Source organism: Rufibacter sediminis, from assembly GCF_014269285.1.
In the GTDB taxonomy this organism is placed as follows: domain Bacteria; phylum Bacteroidota; class Bacteroidia; order Cytophagales; family Hymenobacteraceae; genus Nibribacter; species Nibribacter sediminis.
Map to the genome: position 1 here is coordinate 56,372 of NZ_JACOAF010000011.1, position 17,372 is coordinate 73,743.

Sequence of the window (17,372 nt, forward strand, 5' to 3'; positions counted from 1 at the left end):
TAAGAGGTGACCTTACCAGGACTTAGGGCTGTAGGTGCTGTTTGCCGGGCAAAAGCAAGACTGCTTAGAAGGAGAAATTGAAGAAAAATAAAATAGTATCTCATAGTGGTATAGAAACTCAGTTGGCAAAATGTGTTTTCAGGTTAGTTTCCGAAAGGAGGCGCAAATCAGTTTTTGCAGTAGTACAATCTGAGTGATGATAACTCATGCCAGTGATGGCATACTGCGCCATGGAATGGTGAATTGTAGAACCGGAAGATCAGAAATGGACAAGGAAGAGTTCTGCGGCCTCGTCAGAACCTCCCATGCTCTCTATTGTATCTTAATCAGGCGCATATAGTCTAACATGGCGCGGTTTACCTCTCCGTTCATGTTCTCGTTGGCAGGATCTAAGGCTAGGGTCAGTTCATGGCTGCCTTTCTCCAGTTTTACCTGCACTGCATTGGTAAAGCCCCAGTCTGACCATTCGTCTGTTCCCCTTTGCGGCAACACGATAGTGCCTAGGAGGCTATTGCCTTGCTTCAGGGTGCGGATGGCACATTTGTTTGAGGTATTGATAGGACCTTCACCGTTGGCGTACCGGAAGTCAATGGCATAGACGCCGCTTTCCGGCACCGACACCGTAAATACTGGGGCCGTGTTCTTCGTCTTGCTGATTTCCACAAACCCCTTTCCTGAGAAACCTTTATATGCTTGGGTAGCCTTGGCTAGGCTGGTCTCTGCTTCATGAATGATTTGCTTCCCGTTTGGCACTACCGTAATTGGCTCTGTCGCGAAGGACTCATGCCCTTTGGTGTCTACAGCAACCACCTGGTACTCGGCATATTCATTGGGATTTACTTTGAACAGGGTCTTGTCTGTTTCTTCCATCCGCTGACCATTCTTAAGTACCAGATATCGTTTCACACCCTCTGCGGCATTCCAGGAAAGCGTGGCGTTTGCGAAGGTTACGGAAGGAGCAGCCGGGGCAAACTCAACGGCCACCCGATTCACTTTGCCTTCCCCGAAAGGTTTGTTGGCTAATACTATCTTCACTTTGTGTAGCCCTGTCAGATTACCCGAAATCTCTGAGTTGGGCAACGGCTGATTGTCTATGGTAATGGATTGGATTTGGTCACCGTAGCCGTCCATTTCAATGTCCAGCACGGCATTGCGGTATTTGAAGTTGGTAAGCTGACGCTTACCGCCGAAGGCCTGCGGCACCACGGGATTAAATACCAGGCTATTGGCGCGGTACTCCATCCCAAAGAGGACTTTATAGGTCATGCTCAGGTTCCCGGCCAGACTCCAGAGCATGTTGCTGGAATTAATCTGGGTGCCAGCGTAGTCCCCGTTGGTGGCCACAAAGTTTTCTTTGTTGGTGAGCCATAAGGCGGCGGGACGGTAAATGGCACTCATACTCTCCACCAAAGCAGCCTCGTTCCCAGCTTTTGCGGCCGCCAAGGACCAGTATGACTGCACAAAGGGCCAGGTGGCGTTATTGTGGTACGGCGGAATGTTAGGAATCTGCGGATAGATGTTGGTGATCCCAAACGGAGTCACCGGGGTATTGGCCACAATCTGTTTCTGTTTACCTTTATCTGCGATGTCAAACAGCACGCTCAAGGCCTCTCCTAGTGCTTCTGCTTTGGGGGAAAGGGTCAGGTAGTTTCTTCCGTAAAGATATTGTCCGTAGTAGCCTTTTTCGGGCATCCAGAGGTAGTCATTGATACCCTGCTTCACTTTATGGGCAATCCCCTGGTATCTGGCCGCAGTCGGGGCATCTTGCAGCAAACCCGCCATTTCTGCCAGAATTTTATTGGCTTGGTAGAAAACCGCGTTAGTACCCAAGTTCTCCGAAGCGTAAATGTCCACGGGCTGCATCCACTCAGGGTATGTCTGCTCCCTCCAATCTAGGAAAGAGGACTCGCCCCGGAACAAGCCCGTTTTAGGGTCATACACGTTCTTCAAATCATCTTCCATAGTGTTTTTGATGATTTGATACGATTCCTGAAGCCACGCTTGGTCACCGGTCACTTTGTACAGTTCCCAAGCGGCTACGGCCCAAACAATGCGGTCTGAAGATGCTGGATACGCGCCGCCTGTACCAGTGTCTTGGATAATACGCCCGTTTTTCACCTTACGCATAAGGCTGTACTGGGCAACCTTGGGCTGTAGGGCCGCCATAGAAAGAATAATACTGTAGCTAATGTCACGTGTCCAGACACCCGCCCATTCTTTCCCGGTTCTGAACGTGCTGTCTGGCTCCACGGCATTGATCATCTCTTCTAGGGCTTGGTTGTACAAGGCATCCAAGACAGGATAGTCTGATCTGTACTGTGGAAAAGCGGAGGTATTGTGGGTCATCTTCCAGGTAGAGGCAGTGATGGTTTCATCCTTAGATGGGTTCAAAACCAAATCCAGTTCATAGATGCCGTCTTTGTCTGCATCTTTCAGTTCCAGGTTCTTGTAATTGTGCAGGTTGTCAAAGTCCCAGGTCAGGGGAGCCGTTCCCCCGGCCACAAAAACACCCTTGAAGTCTTCTTTGTAAATTTTGTCGCCGTTGAAAGCTGTATAGAAGCCTTTTTTGGAAAACGCCTCTAAAACAGGGCGCATGTCCAGTCGGATTTTCAGTTTGGTATTGGGGGCCAGGTAAGTATTGGCCGGGATTTTGGAGCCGATGGTATTCTGCGTTCCGAAGACGATCAAAGGTGTTTCACAGCCACCATTTTCTGAGATACAGGCAAAGGAATGGTCCCTGCCAGACAGCATCTCATTGTCCTTGCCATTGATGCTAAACTTGAATTTCAGCTCAGGGCTTAGGAACTCCTTGGCCATGCTCTTGTAATTGGAAACTAGTTCTGTAGGGGAAAGTACTTTCGCCTCAAACTGGCCCTGAACAACCCGGTTAGGGTAAATGGTGTACTGTTCTGATTGGTAAATGGGCTGCTCTTGCACAACCGGCGTTGCAGTTGCAACAGGACTGTTTCCTTTTTGTGTTTGGCATGCACAAAATAAAAGGAGAGACAGCGCTAGGCTTAATTGTACAGGTTTGTTGCTCATGGCGGTTAGCAGGTAAAACTTTTGGAAGAGATTATTTAGGCACAAGTGGCCCCGGGTGATAAGCCACGCCGGACTCATCACTTCATTTTAAGCGTTCAGATGGACTGATATTTTATAGAGAGGTAATCTGTTTTAGAACTGTTTTTAATAAAACAGCTCTAAAACGAGAACTACCAAGAACAAGAGATTGCCATCGATAGCAACCCAAGTACTTAGGTTTAAAATTTAATATACTACCACAATCATGCTCCAATACTGTAGTTCCGGTAGCGTAAAGCTGACACTGTTACCGTTCTGAGCAAAGTTCAGTGACCTGGAAGTGCCGCCAATGTTATCGGGTGATGCGCACCATACTTTCTTCACTGTACCTGAGGCCGTGAATGTTAGCTTGGAATCCTTTACCTGAAGGGGTGCCGTCTGGATGCCTGTGTTGTCTCTCCAGTTCTGGGTTTTGGCATTTTTGAAGTTGATCAGGTGGATGACTTGACTAGTGCCTACCTGCTTGCCAACCGCCGCTACTGCTCCTGTGGAGGCTGGCCAGTTGGTTATGCTCATCTTGCCATCAGTAGAGGAGAGCGTCACATTGTTGAACGTACCGCCATCGCGCAGCAAGTTTTGGTAGGCCACCAGAAAGTCATAGTAGTTGACCATGGCATTTTTAAGATCCTGCTTCATCACCAGATTGCTGTTAGGGAAGTACTCGTTGGCAAGCATGTGTTCTCCTAGTTCCAGGTGGGAACCGCCAAACGCGAAGATTACGGCATTAGTCATTAGGACCGAGGGCGTATTAAAGAAGCCTGCGTTCTTAGACAAATCGTAGTTCACATAGGCCGCCAGTACGGTATTCTTGGTGTTGTTGCTAAGAGTGTTGTTCTGCTTGATTAGGTTCGCTAGATCATTATAGGTGTCAAACGGGCTCCAGACCTCGGTATAAAGGAAATCTGCATTAGATTCTGCTATCCCTTGTTGTCCGTATTGAGCTACTGCGTTTAGAACGGCGTATTTGTTTGGCGACTCAGCTTTTACCGCATTGATAAACGGCTTAAAGGTAGAAGCTAGATTTAATGCAGTTCCATCGTATTTGAAAGTAGTGCCTCTGTTGCCTAGTTGGTCCATGTGAAAACCATCAAACGCCAGGGCCTGGTACACTTTCTTATTTTGGTTGATTAGGTACTGCTGCCAGCCGGTATTGGAAGGGTCTAGCAGGTAGATGTTACTTAGGAACGGAGAGCCAAGCGGATGGAAATCTCTGTTAGTGCGGGTGTTGTCTTTGTACACAAACCATTCCCTACTCACGCCATCTGCTTCGGCGTTATCCCAAGCCCCATAGATCAAGTTGTACTGCATGGCTTTCATATTGAAGCCATGAGCGCTGCTGATGTATTTTTCAACGGTGTTGAAGTAGATATCACGGTTGATGATGTCTTTCCACGTATTGGCCGGGGTGGAGCCATTCATTGGGAGCGGCATATGATGTTTGTTGTGCCAGTCATAGAATTGGATACCGTTGATGTGGTGCCGGTTCAGATTGGTGGTAACTGCCTTTATTTCTTCATTATTCAACTGAGGAAACTTAGACACAAATCCGTACCGCGGGAACTTGATCCAGTCTGAGGAAACATCTATCCCTATAGTGGCATGTATAGTTTCTGTGTCATTGGCAGTGCTAAACACCTCGGCCAGATAGCCCCTGAAATCTGTGGTGGGTGCTTTCCAGGTCCAGGTACCAGCCGTTACCGATGCTTCACTTACCACTTGGTCCAGGTATTTGTATCTGACTTTTACGTTGGCGGGTAACCTGGAGAAATCTACCGTAAAAGTAATGTCACTGCCAGGTGCATAGGCTGCTTTATCAGTGGAGATAGCTACGTTACCGTACGCCGGAGTACCAGAGTTTGCCGGAACTTCAACGGGTGTGGGGTCAGCATCACTATTGCTTTCTTTGCAACCAAATCCTGTTGACAGCACAAGCAAACAAGACCAAAAAAGTTTAGATGTCATAATATGGTAATTTGATGCCGGCCTTCCTACTGGAGGAAAGACCGGTGTCATGTAAGTAAGGAAAGACTATTGTTTTTCAAATTTGATGGTCTCGTGCAATACATCAATGGTGATCTTGTAGTTGCCGGCCTGTGCAGCAGAGATTTTCCATTTGTTATCTGGCTGACCACCCGGTACAAATTTCATCTCTGTGCCGGTAACATCTTCGTTGGCAGTTATGGGCATATAGTAATCGCCACTGAAGTCTTTCTGCAGCGGGAACTTAAACTCTCCCGCTTTAAGCGCACCGGTGTAAGTGAAAATATTGGGGTTGGCGGCATCACTAACCAGCAGCGTGGCATTGCCTATATCCCACCCGTTTGGAGTAGCGTCCCCTACAAACCAGATTTGGGTAGGAGGGGTGAACGGCTTGATGTCAATCTTCATGGTTTCCAGATCCAGCTTTATCTTGTAAGCCCCTGGCGTAGTGATTTTCCACTTCAGGTCTGGGCTGCCGCCTCTCACGAGTTGAACTCCTGTCAGAGACAAATCCTGATAATTGGTTAAGGGCATATAGAAGTCAGTTCCCCAGTTGCCGGTGGAGGTTGGAAACTTAAATTCACCGGCTTTCAGCACTTCATTGTAGGTGAACACGTACGGGTTTGACCGATCTACCCGCAGCTTATTGGGGTTGTCAATGTTCCAACCGTTTGGCGTAGCATCCCCCACTATCCAGAGTTCTGAGTAAGGTGGCGCAGAGCCTTCTTCAATGGAGATGGTCTTATCCAGAAGACTAATAGAGATACTATACAGTCCTGGGGTTGTAATGGTGAATTGGTTATCTGGCTCACTGTCTGAGGTGCGATAAACCAACAAGTTTTCCGTAGCACCTTTGTTGTAAGAAGGCAGAAAAGCACCTTTGGTAGTGATGAACTTAAAAGACCCGGCTTTAAGCCTGCCCTGCCAGCTAAATCTGCCTGGGGAGGAGGGATTCAACGTTAGGGGGGTGGCATTATCGGCACTCCAGCCATTTGGTGTGGCGTCACCAATCAAGTACAAGGTGGTAGAGACTGGTTGGTAAGGAGTCACTTTCAACGTGGTACTAGTGGAGTCTGATAAATCTGTGCCGGAAACTTTAGAAACTACTTTAGCTTCTATTGTGGTCTCCACTCCAGGGGTAAGATTTAGGCCTAGCAAAAGATCATTAAATTCTTTAACACTGTACTTCTTCTGGAAGCTGGCTTTGCCCATATCGGCTACCACAGCGTTCTGGAAATTGTTTCCTTGCCGGTCCAGGTAAAGGGTATAGGAAATTGAATTGTTGGTGCCATAGTTAGAGCCGGTAGTCCAATTGAAGGCCACGGCTTCACTGGCTGCTATGGTTTCCTGCAGGACCACGCTCTCCTTGCTGGTAGAAAGGGCTAGGGGTGCATTTACACCTTGGTCAAACTCGTCGTAAATATCGGTTTTACAAGAGACCCCTAATAAGGTGACCAGTAGTAGCAGCACGGCAGAGAACCAGCTTGCTCTTTTAGGAAGGATTAAAATATTTTCCATATCTGTCTATGAGAATAAATAGGCCAAAGGTTAGTAACCAGGGTTTTGAACAAGGTTAGGGTTTGCCGTTACTTCCTGCTGCGGGATAGGCATAAGCATGTGCTTGGTGCTGGCGTTTGTCTTGCCTAGGGAGTGCAGGTAAGGCACAAAATACTGTCCATTGTCATACCGGATGATGTCAAACCACTGTTGCCCCTCAAAGGCCAGTTCAACACGACGCTCTTTTCTGATGGCCGTCCTCAGAGTAGCCTGATTAAGTCCGGTGATATTTGGCAGTCCTGCTCTCAGGCGTACCCGGTTCAAAGGACCTCCGCTGTTAATGTTGATTGCCGGGGCCTGTGCTTCTGTCGTTCTACCCAATTCATTAAGGGCCTCGGCTTGCATCAAGAGAACATCGGCATAGCGCAAAACAGGGAAGTTGGCTGGGTTGGTGTTGTATTCCGGGGAGACAGACTTAGGCACCAGGAATTTGCGCAGGTTATAGCCCGTCACGGAGTATGATTTCTTGTACACCTGCCCGTCAAAATCAGGGCCGCCTTCATACAGTATGGTTTTGTCTTTTCTTAGATCACCCGCCTCATACTGGTTCACGAACTCCTGGGTAGGCTGGTTCCAGCCATAGCCCCCCGCTACCATGTTGGCGTTTCTAGGCCCCGTGAAGGTGCTCACCCAGGAGGCCATCTGCTCATTGCCGCCAAAGAAATCAGCGGTGTTCACTTTGCCAGCGTACTGTACCTCAAAAAGGGATTCAGGTCCGTTTTCAGTTAAAGGGTTGAAATTGGTACTGTAGTCCGGATTCAAGGTGTATCCCAGAGCGGTCACTTGCTCGCACAATTCCACGGTTTTGGCATAATCGCCTAACGTCAGGTACACCTTGGCCAATAAGCCAGTGGCAGAACCTTTAGATGCACGTCCGATATCGGCGCCGGAGTACGTTTCTCTTGTTGGCAATAATTCAATGGCCTCGGTTAAATCTTGAACAATCTGGGCATATACCTGCTCTTTAGGTGTACGCGAAGGATAAAGATATTCTTGGGTTGGAGTATCGGGAGCATCGGTGATCAAAGGAACGTCCCCAAACGCCCTAACCAGAATAAAGTAGTAGAGACCTCTCAAGAACTTGGCCTCACCCAGTATGCGGTTCTTCAAGCCTTCCTCCATTTCAATGGCTGGTACGTATTTCAAAACCACATTGGCCCGCAGGATTCCGGGGGAAGGACCCCGCCATAAGTCTAGGGCGGCCTCGTTGGCGGTGGTCAGCACAAAGTTGGAGACATCCTGCGTCCCGATCCCATCGGTACCGCCCCCAGCTCCCACAATGCTGTTACCCGCCCAGATGTCTGATCCCCAAATCTGGAAATTGTACAGCTTGGGCCACATCAAGGGCTGGTAAGCACCATTAATGGCCGCAATGGCATCTTTCTCTGTTTTGTAGAAATTCTGCGGGTTAATAGTGTCTAAGGGGGTTCTGTCTAGGTAATCTTCGCAGCTTCCAAGCCCCAAGGTGAGCAATAGGGCCGCCGTATATTTTATAAATGATTTCATGCTCGTTCGTTTAAAGGATTAAAAACCAATGTTGATGCCAGCACTCAGGGTTCTGGACAATGGATACACACTCAGGTCTACCCCGCTGGTACCCACTTCTGGGTCAAACCCGGTGTAATCTGTGAAGGTGAACAGGTTCTGTCCCGATACATAGATTCTGGCGGAACTCATTTTCACCTTTTGAGTAAGGCTTTGCGGCAGGGTATAACCCAGGGTCACGTTTTTTACCCGCAGGTAAGAACCGTCTTCAATAAAGCGGGTAGAGTTTCTGGTGTTCTTGTTTGGGTCGTTGAAAACCGCCCGTGGCATGGTGGTACTGGGATTAGACTCGGTCCAGCGGCCTAGGACGGCCGTGGTCTGGTTCTGCGCCACCGCCATGCCTTCCTGGAAGATTCTGTTGGCGTTGAAAATGTCATTGCCTTCCACCCCTTGCAGGAACAGAGTAAAATCAAATCCTTTCCAAGCCACGGTGTTGTTCATGGCAAAGGTGAACCGTGGGTTAGGGTCGCCAATGTAGGTGCGGTCCGCATCAGTGATCTGGCCGTCGTTATTGATGTCCAGGAACTTGACATCCCCAGGGGCGGTGCTGTTGAATGGGTCAGCGCCTTGCTGCTGGCGGGCATAGTTGTCTACTTCTTCTTGGGTTTGGAAAATTCCATTCATAATGAAGCCGTAGAACGAGTTGATAGGGTAGCCCACTTTTTGACGGTTAATCTGCCCGATACCCCCGTACAAAGGCACATCGCCGTTCAGGTTCAGAACCTCGTTCTGGTTGATGGAGAAGTTGAAGTTCGTACTCCAATCTATTGCGCCGGTCAGGTTCTGGGTATTTACAGCAAACTCAAGCCCTTTATTCCGGACCTTCCCGAAGTTGATACTCGGCACAAAGATGTCTGAATACCCAGTGGTTACAGGCACGTTCATAGGCACCAACATGTCATTGGTATTTTTCAGGTAAGCATCTACCGTCACGTTTATTCTGCCATTTAAGAAAGCAAGGTCTAAACCGATATTAGACTGCTCCACTTCTTCCCAGCGTACGTCTGCGTTTGGCAGCACCACTGGTACCACTGAGTTTACCACAGTGTTGTTGAATGTTGCTTCCCCAATGGTTAATCGGGAGGCATAAGCATAGTTGCCAATGTTCTGGTTACCGGTAATACCGTAACCTACCCTTAATGATAAATCACTTAACCAACCTATTTCTTTCAAGAAGCTTTCTTCTGAGATCCGCCACTTAGCCGAGGCAGACGGGAAGGTACCATAGCGGTTGTTAGGCCCGAAGCGGCTGCTGCCATCGCGGCGGATGTTGGCGGTAAGTAAATATTTGTCATTATAGTTGTAGTTCACCCGCCCTAAAAGCGAGAACAGGGCCCAATCACTGGCGTTTCCGCCGGAAGGAAGAGTTAAAGTGGCATTGTCCAGCTGCTGGGCATCATCACTGATGAAGTCCTGACCGGCGGCATTGATTTGGTCATAGCGGTTGTCCTGGGCGCTAGTTCCTGCCAGAATGGTAAGATGGTGCTTGTCCCCAAATGTGGCATTATAGGTAAGGTAATTGTCCCAAAGTTTGGTGATGCTTTTGTTAGATCCCTGATAAAGGTTGCTAAACTCATTGGCAATAGGTTTCCAAGCATATTGCGGCGACCAACTTCTGCTGTCCCAAAAGGCAGCTTGAATACCTAGTGTAGTTTTGAACGTTAACTGCGGCAGAATAAGGAACTCTCCGCTAAGGTTGCCTAATACATTGTAACCGGTTGTAGTATTGTCATTGATGAGCGCTTGGCCTATGGGGTTGCGCACATCGCCATACCAGCTGCTTTGGCCTTCCGGGCCAGACCAAGTGCCATCAGGGTTGTAGATCGGCTGAACCGGCAGGGCTGCCATGGCATTCCTGATATCTATGGACCCACTGCTTTTTTTGTCATGGCTCAATAACAGATTATTGGAAAGTTTAAACCACTTGACAAAATTATTTTCGCTGTTGAGGGTTAAGGTGTACCGTTTGTACCGGTTATTGATCACAATCCCTTGTTGGTCTGTGTAGGTACCAGATGCATAGTAGTTAGACTTCTCGGTACCACCTGAGTAAGAAAGAGAATAGTTCTGCTGCGGTGCCGATTGGAAGTATTCACCTAACCAATCTGTATTGGTAGTAATTGCCGCAGGATCAGCATAGGCCGGGTTCTGAAGCTGACCATTATTAGCCATAATCTCATTGTGCAAAGCAGCAAATTGGGCAGAGTTCAACATCTCCACCATATTAGTGGCTTGCTGTACGGCCGTATATGCTTTAAATTCCAGACGTCCTTTGTCAGTACCTCTTCTGGTGGTAATCTGTACTACCCCATTGGCACCTCTTGAGCCATAGATAGCAGTAGCAGAGGCATCTTTCAGGATGTCCATGGTGGCAATGTCATCTGGGTTGATGGCATTCAGCGGAAGGTCAGTGGGTACGCCATCGATCACAATGAGGGGATCACTGTTCCCAATAGTACCAGTACCTCTTACTCTAATAGTTACGTTGCTGCCCGGAGCCCCTGAACCCACTACCTGTACCCCGGCGGCGCGTCCCTGCAAGGCCTGACCCGCATCTGGTACCGGAAGTGACCGGGTTTCTTCCATGTTCACCGAGGAAACAGAACCAGTTATTTCCCTTCTGTTTTGGGTACCGTAACCAACTACCACTACTTCATCCAAGGCTTTGGCGTCGTCCCGCAGGACTACCTCTATTCTAGATTGCGAAGTAACGGACACTTCCTGCGTCACGAACCCTATGTACGTAAACACCAACGTTCCACCAGTTTCTGGTACAGAAAGGCTGAAGCTCCCTGTACCATCAGTGGAGGCTCCTATAGTGGTGCCCTTCACTACTACTGAAACCCCGGGAAGCCCAGTACCGGTAGCGTCTTTTACTGTTCCAGACACAGAGCGGCTACTTTGAGCCAGAGTGGGTACAGCCATCAGAAGAAAGCCTAATAGTACAGCCATCTGGCGGTATCCGTAGGACCAGGATCCATTCCTGCAAAATGCACTTGCCACAAAAGAACCGAGCTTTGGCGGCCATTGAGTTAAAAGTTTGGTCATATAGGTGTGAAGTAGATTATGTTATTTATTCAAAATTGTCATTTTGTTAATTCTGAGGCTTGGATACTCACAAAGGAGAAACAGAAATGAGGCAAGGGAGGAGTGTACTTACTTCCTGTTGACAAATTTGAGATTCTTATCAGCCAACTAGAAGAAAGTGAAATAGAAAGTAACTATTTTCAAAGGTATACTGTATTTAACTAGTTAATTACTAATCAATTAAATACTATAGTCACCCTTTTAAGTGAAAGGAAAAAGTAAATGATTTATAGTTTGGCGAGGCTACTTGCTGTTGATTTTTAGAACATTCTTAACTTTTTGGACCTAGATTTAGGCTCTTCTGGGGAAGCATTGCCAGCGCATTGGTTTTAACAAAATCTCAAAAAATACATTTTGTCAGCAAAAGGAATCAGTATGTACCAAAACTCCAAGAGGTTCTCAGCTGACAGCTTGGAACTGGGTAAAAAAGGGGTTGTGGTCTAGAAGGTATGATGTTGGAGTAGGTATGGCAGCAAGGGTGTTGACAGGAAGTTATGTGCGAGATAACTATCCAGGTAAACTGCCCCTACTGCCACAGTCTGAAGGTAGTAAGAAACGGGGTAAAGCGCACGGGCAGGCAGAACTTTCTGTGCCGTGCTTGCGGCAGGCAGTTCCAGCATGGGTACCGCAAAGCAGGATGCCGACCTGAGGTGAAGGGCCTGGTGCTGCGGATGCTGGTCAGAAACTCGGGCATCCGGGACATTGAAAAGGTGACCGGCGTACACTGGCAGACCGTGCTCAGGTGGCTCAGGCAGAAGGCGGACAGCCTGCAGGTAATCCCCCGGCTCCGGCATTACGGCCAGGTGCAGATAGACGAGGTGTGGACGTTTGTGGGGCAGAGGAAGAAGTGCAAAAGATGGTTCTTAAACGCCTACGCGCCCGAAACGGACGAGGTGTTGGCCTGGAGCTGGGGAAACCGCGGCCAGCACACAGTCGCAAAGCTATACAAGCAGTTGCAGGCGCTGGACATCGGAAGGTTCTGCACCGATGACTGGCCGGCTTTCACCAAAGTACTGCCAAAAGAAAAGCACATGGTTGGAAAGGAATCCACCAGAAACATTGAAGGCGTGAACCTGTGCCTGAGAACTAGAAACAGAAGATTGGTCAGAAAAACGGCCTGCTTCTCTAAAAAAACAGAATCATCACAGTGCTATGAAGCTAGTATTCTATTACCGAAACCATCATACATTATAGACCACAACCAAAAAAGCAAACCCCTTTTCGGGCTCTTTTCAAAAAAAGAGTCCGAAAAGGGGTTTGCTTTTTTGGTTTGGGGTGGTTTCAGAGATTCTCTAGCCCAGTCTAAAAGGCCTTTATCTCCATGATTTTCTCCTCAAAGTTATCATTAGGCAAGATAGACCGGTTCTTGACTTTGGTTTTGTAGTTGTAGATGGTTCTCACGGAGTAGTCTAGGAATTGAGCCACCTGCTCGTGGTCTGTAATGCCCAAGCGCAGGAGCGCAAAGATTCTGAGTTCAATGTTGAGGGAATTCTTGTCTCTGAGCCTGATTTTGTCTTCCTCCTTGAAATAGGAGTTGAAAGTGGAGACGAAGTTAGGGAACAGTTTCAGGAAGGTCTGATCAAAACTCTGGAACAGCAACTCGCGCTCGTTCTGCACATTGATGCTCTTCATGGCATGACCTATCTCGTCATACTTCTTAGCCATGAGTTTGCGGTCAATGGACTTCTTGAACTTGTCTATCTTGTCCAGGTACGTGGATTGGAAGTTGAACGAGTAGCCAATGTACTCCTCCTTAATCACGTTTGCCTCAACCAACTTATCATTGGTTTCACGCAGTTGGTCATAGGCATCAGTCAGGGTCTGCTTGGCTTTCACCAACTCATCATTCGTTTTCTGCAACTTGTCAAACGCCTCGGTAAGGGTTCGCTTTGTCTCTCGCAGCTGTTTCAATTGCCGGAAGATGATGTAGGCGAAGACCAGCACCAACAAGGACAATACGGTAACCACGATGGCGTAGACGTAAAGCCGTTGGCGCTGCCCTTCCACCGTAATCAGACGCTCGCCCTCAATAATAGGCAGAATGGCTGCTACCTGAATAGTGCGTTGTTTGGCCCCGTAAAAGGTGGCATCTTTCAAAGCCTGTTTGATGTACTCATAGGCTCTTACCTCATCGCCGGTTTTGTAGAGGAACTCCGCAAGGGTCATGAGCGCCACACCTTCTTTCACCGAGCCTTTCAGGTCGGCTATGGCGGCCTTGGCCATCATTTCAATGGCTTTTTCCTTGTCACCTTTGTTGTAGTAGATATTGCCCAGGGAGTTTGCCGCCATGGCATATTGGTTTAGCGAGGGGTGGAACCTGTCTAGAATGGTCTGAAAGTAGTCACGCGCCTCGTCTGGTTTCCCAGCTATCTCCGATCGCATCCCATTCAGGGCATGGAACCGCAGATCACTGCCGGTGAGCATTGCTAAGGCGGAGTCTACATAGGCTTCACCTTTGTTCCTGTAGCGTGCGGAATAGTAGGTATCTTGTGTATAGCCAGACAAGTCGTAGTACGCCCGTGACTTAAGGGCGTAGTAGTCTACCTTGATACTGTCAGGCATATTCACCATCCTAATGGTCTCCAGTGAATCCAGCGCCTCATTGTACATGCCGGAAGAAACTAGGATAAAGCTCAGCTTCAGCTTAGCATGCGTAATCTTGACAGGATCGTTCAGGTCTCTGGCTACTTCCTGCAGTTTTAGCGCATACGCAAAAGCCGAATCATATTTGAAGGCTCTATACTGATATACCAGTTTATCATAGAGAGCAAATTGATGAAGTGGTGAAGTGGTCTCCTTAAGGCTCTTTTTGAGCCTATTGAGTTGATTGTTCTTTTGATCTATGTACCTGTTATTATTTTTTATTGTGTTAGTTAGATCATTGAGTAAGCTATCAGTACTCGATGACGACAAAACAACTAATGGAGTTGATAGAAAAAAGAAAAATAAGGATAATACAACATACCAACTCTTCATGAATACTGACGAACGGAGTGATTTTATAGGATAACAAAGGGTAATTGTAAAGTTAGTAAATACTCCCTCAACAAGTAGTATCTGGGCTTCTTCTTTGGGTGCTTGGTATTTATGGGGTGGGGGTATGTTGACCAGATTGGAACGCCTTGGATCAGACTGGGTAGGTCCGTTTTTTCATGCGGAGGGTTGATTCATCCATGCAGCAAGTGGCTATGGAAATCTGAAATTGCGACTACCAATCAAATCCATGTAATCTGCTGCAGACTCTCATATGGTCGGTGGATTTATTACTGGTTCGGCATCGCAGTACTACCTGCACTTTCCGCACTAATGGTTCGCTTGGCCTTCATAACCGTGTTGGGTGAGACGGCGCATAAGGTGGTGATTTGCCTGATGGAGCACCTGCCCTCCCTGAGGTACTCCACCACTTTCCTGTTCTCCTGCAGTAACCTCTCCGCGCTCTTCATCGAACCCTTGGGTCTGGCGATGTGCCTTGCCTGGCGCTTTGCCTCCTGTTGGCCCGAGATAATCCTCTTTACGGTGGACTCGCGCTCCATCTCCGCCAAATCGGCCAGGTTGCCCAGCACCATCATGGTGACATTGTCTTCCTTTCTTTTGTGGTCCAGCGAGCGTAGGTTCCTGTTCACCACGTGGGTGCAGACGCCTGATTCGGCTAGTTCCAGGATGAGGCTGCGCACGTCCATGGTGTCCCTCCCCAGTCGTGACAGCTCCAGGCAGACCACCTCCGTGATTTCGCCTTTTCTGGCCATCTCTAGCACCTTCTCCATGCCGGGGCGTGTGTATGTTCCTGGTGCCGGAGACCGCCTCACAGGCAGTGTAGGCTACCTGGAAGCCCTGCCCTAAAGCATACTCCGTGAGTTCCGTCAGTTGGCGGTCGGTGTTCTGTTTTGCGGTGGATACCCGCAGACACAGGGCTGCTTTCATGTAAGTGGGAAGGATTATTGACCCCAAGCCCAAATATAGTAATCGTATCAATAAAAGCTATAGCTTCTTGTGACACAGAAACAGGCATAGATTTCTGCCTATTGCAGAGCCTTGAGCGGGGTGATTTTGGATATACTTATTTTGACACACCTTCAGGCAAATTTGACTTCACTTAGCTCAGCATGAAGCAACAGGAATACCGATAGGGCTGCGCCCGCCCACATCCGCAAAAGGCAATTAGAAGAGGGTGGCAATGCCACAAAGCGCCTTGGGAAAGTACACAGATAAACCTGTATACAAAGCGAGCCCTATTTTAGTAGGGGAGAGGCTTCAAATCAATCGGTGCAGTTTGGCAGAAGTAGTCTCAAGGCCTACTTTTTTCAAGATCCCCAAGACCTCTGCTTCTGACTTAGGTGGGTTCTTCAGGAAGGACACCTGGGTACGGAACGCTCTTAAGCCCTTATCCGGATCCAAGTCAATTAAATTAGCGATAAAGTAATCAGGGTGCTGCGCCTCCATGTCAAACCGGCGCAGATACTCACTTGGGAAGTCCTTCAGGTTGGCGGTTATAATCACATCCGCATGGCACCGGACTGCCGCCGCCACGACATGCCGGTCGCCCTCATCAGGCAGCGCGATCGAGCCGGTCAGATCCTCATACCCTTCCACCGAGGCATCAGGAAAGGAGTTATTCATGACATTAGGCACTCTCTCCAATTGTTCCCTACTAAGATCAGGACGATTCAACAGAAGGTTTCTGATCCATTCCTCATGGATTTGATACGTCCACTTGGGGGTATATAGACCAACACTGGCCAAGTGGAGCAACAAGTCCCTGATAGGGGCAGGATAAAGTACGCAAGCATCCAGTAGGGCAATGAACTTCGGGGAATGGATCATTCGTAGCCCAGGTTCAGTTCCTGTGCCTGCTGCGCCAGGAATTGCAGGTTCCTGCTTCTGCGTTCCTCCAGTTCTGCTTCATACTTCAGCAGATCCTCCAGCAGGACCCTGCGGTGGCTCCCGACTTTCTTGAAAGGGATAGCGCCTTGCTCCAGCAGCTTGACGACATGGGGCCTGGACACGTTCAACATGTCCGCCGCCTGCTGGGTAGTCACCTCCGCCTCCGAGGGGATCAGGGAGATAGCCTTTCCCTCTGCCATGTTCGACAGGATGAAGGAAAGCAACTCCAGCGCCTTCCGGGGGAGGGAGATAGATTCCCCACTTTCCTGTATCAGGATTTTGATAACGTCTGCGGACTCCCGTTCAGCGATTGCCCTTTTGAACCCCATAAGAGAGTCAAAAGCCAATTTCTGGTCTTGTCGGGTCGGTTTTTCAATTAATGCTTCCATATCGGTACCTATCTCGTTTAAAGATACCAAATAAACGAAATAAACGAAACAAAAGTTTTGTTTGATTAGGCCATATTACTTGGGTCGGCTGAGAGCCCCACCCACATCACTATGTTGGGCTGGAGGGAATTGAAGGTCCGTATGAAAATCTTTGTAAAATGGTTATATTGGAAGCAGATATAAAAGGGAAGGCATGACCTATATTCTGGTGCAGGAGGATGGGGAGAAACAGCTTTCTGGACTCCAACCAAAGTGCCAATAACTAGATGTCCTCCCTATACACAGTAGCTGAGCGAAATAAAAACAAATAAGATTAAGAAAGTCCTAGAGAGGATATATATCTATATAGATATATATCCTCTACTACTGCAAACTATCATAATCCTTTAACCTGTGGGTGAAATATTCAAGCATCAAGCAAAACCTAGTATTAGTATTATATCCAATAAATTCACTCCAGCAATATGAGGTGCAGTAAAGTGTTTTATTTTGCATTAGTGATATTCACGTTCCTAGCAAGTTCATGCCTTGGTCAAAAGGCAGCAAATGACGAGGATTCAATTTTTCGCTTTAACATTGTTGTAAAGCCAGGAAGTTATCTGTTCCATGAAAGCGAACATTTCCCAGACCCCATGATGCCAACCTTAAACCTGAGAATTTCATCCCCGATGAGTATTTTGCCAAAACGGCTAAAAGCATTAAAATAAACGCTGCGAATACTAAATATGGAGCTTATATCATAACTCCGCAATCTGAATATATCTACCTTAAAATCAATGGCAAAAGGGGGTGGTTGAAAACGGGTATCCCCATTGATGCTTCCAGATTGAGTATGCTCCGCAATTCAATTCG

The 17,372-nt window shown here is 48.0% G+C and carries 9 protein-coding genes and 2 pseudogenes; 1 reads left to right on the forward strand and 10 read right to left on the reverse strand.

Annotation, left to right across the window (positions count from 1 at the left end; genetic code table 11):
- Positions 1 to 312 precede the first annotated feature (312 nt).
- The 5 genes from H7U12_RS04750 to H7U12_RS04770 form a co-directional block, all read right to left on the reverse strand.
- A complete protein-coding gene (locus tag H7U12_RS04750; RefSeq protein WP_255897515.1) occupies positions 313 to 2,937 on the reverse strand; it encodes an alpha-L-rhamnosidase-related protein in 2,625 nt (874 codons plus the stop codon).
- A gap of 330 nt (positions 2,938 to 3,267) precedes the next feature.
- Positions 3,268 to 5,010: an endo-dextranase gene (locus H7U12_RS04755; RefSeq protein ID WP_255897519.1), complete on the reverse strand. Its 1,743-nt coding sequence runs from the start codon at positions 5,008 to 5,010 to the stop codon at positions 3,268 to 3,270.
- Between the two features lie 99 nt (positions 5,011 to 5,109).
- A complete protein-coding gene (locus H7U12_RS04760) occupies positions 5,110 to 6,579 on the reverse strand; it encodes a SusF/SusE family outer membrane protein (protein WP_186633739.1) in 1,470 nt (489 codons plus the stop codon).
- A gap of 30 nt (positions 6,580 to 6,609) precedes the next feature.
- Positions 6,610 to 8,124: a RagB/SusD family nutrient uptake outer membrane protein gene (locus H7U12_RS04765; RefSeq protein ID WP_186633743.1), complete on the reverse strand. Its 1,515-nt coding sequence runs from the start codon at positions 8,122 to 8,124 to the stop codon at positions 6,610 to 6,612.
- Between the two features lie 18 nt (positions 8,125 to 8,142).
- Complete coding sequence (locus H7U12_RS04770; protein WP_206683871.1) at positions 8,143 to 11,088, reverse strand: SusC/RagA family TonB-linked outer membrane protein; 2,946 nt, start codon at positions 11,086 to 11,088, stop codon at positions 8,143 to 8,145.
- 656 nt (positions 11,089 to 11,744) lie between these two features.
- On the opposite strand from H7U12_RS04770, the pseudogene H7U12_RS04775 reads away from it, so the two are divergent.
- Positions 11,745 to 12,444, forward strand: a pseudogene (locus H7U12_RS04775) (IS1 family transposase).
- 108 nt (positions 12,445 to 12,552) lie between these two features.
- Here H7U12_RS04775 and H7U12_RS04780 read toward each other — a convergent pair.
- The 5 genes and pseudogenes from H7U12_RS04780 to H7U12_RS04800 form a co-directional block, all read right to left on the reverse strand.
- Positions 12,553 to 13,812, reverse strand: a complete 1,260-nt coding sequence (locus H7U12_RS04780; protein WP_186633752.1) for a DUF6377 domain-containing protein — start codon at positions 13,810 to 13,812, stop codon at positions 12,553 to 12,555.
- Positions 13,813 to 14,513: 701 nt separating this feature from the next.
- Positions 14,514 to 15,014, reverse strand: coding sequence for a recombinase family protein (locus tag H7U12_RS22950; protein WP_186633757.1), 501 nt, complete (start codon positions 15,012 to 15,014; stop codon positions 14,514 to 14,516).
- Between the two features lie 79 nt (positions 15,015 to 15,093).
- Positions 15,094 to 15,171 (reverse strand): annotated as a pseudogene (locus tag H7U12_RS22955) (hypothetical protein); the annotation flags it as partial.
- A 330-nt stretch (positions 15,172 to 15,501) separates the two neighbouring features.
- A complete protein-coding gene (locus H7U12_RS22960) occupies positions 15,502 to 15,867 on the reverse strand; it encodes a hypothetical protein (protein WP_377164463.1) in 366 nt (121 codons plus the stop codon).
- Positions 15,868 to 16,067: 200 nt separating this feature from the next.
- A complete protein-coding gene (locus H7U12_RS04800) occupies positions 16,068 to 16,520 on the reverse strand; it encodes a helix-turn-helix domain-containing protein (protein WP_186633763.1) in 453 nt (150 codons plus the stop codon).
- Between the last annotated feature and the right edge of the window lie 852 nt (positions 16,521 to 17,372).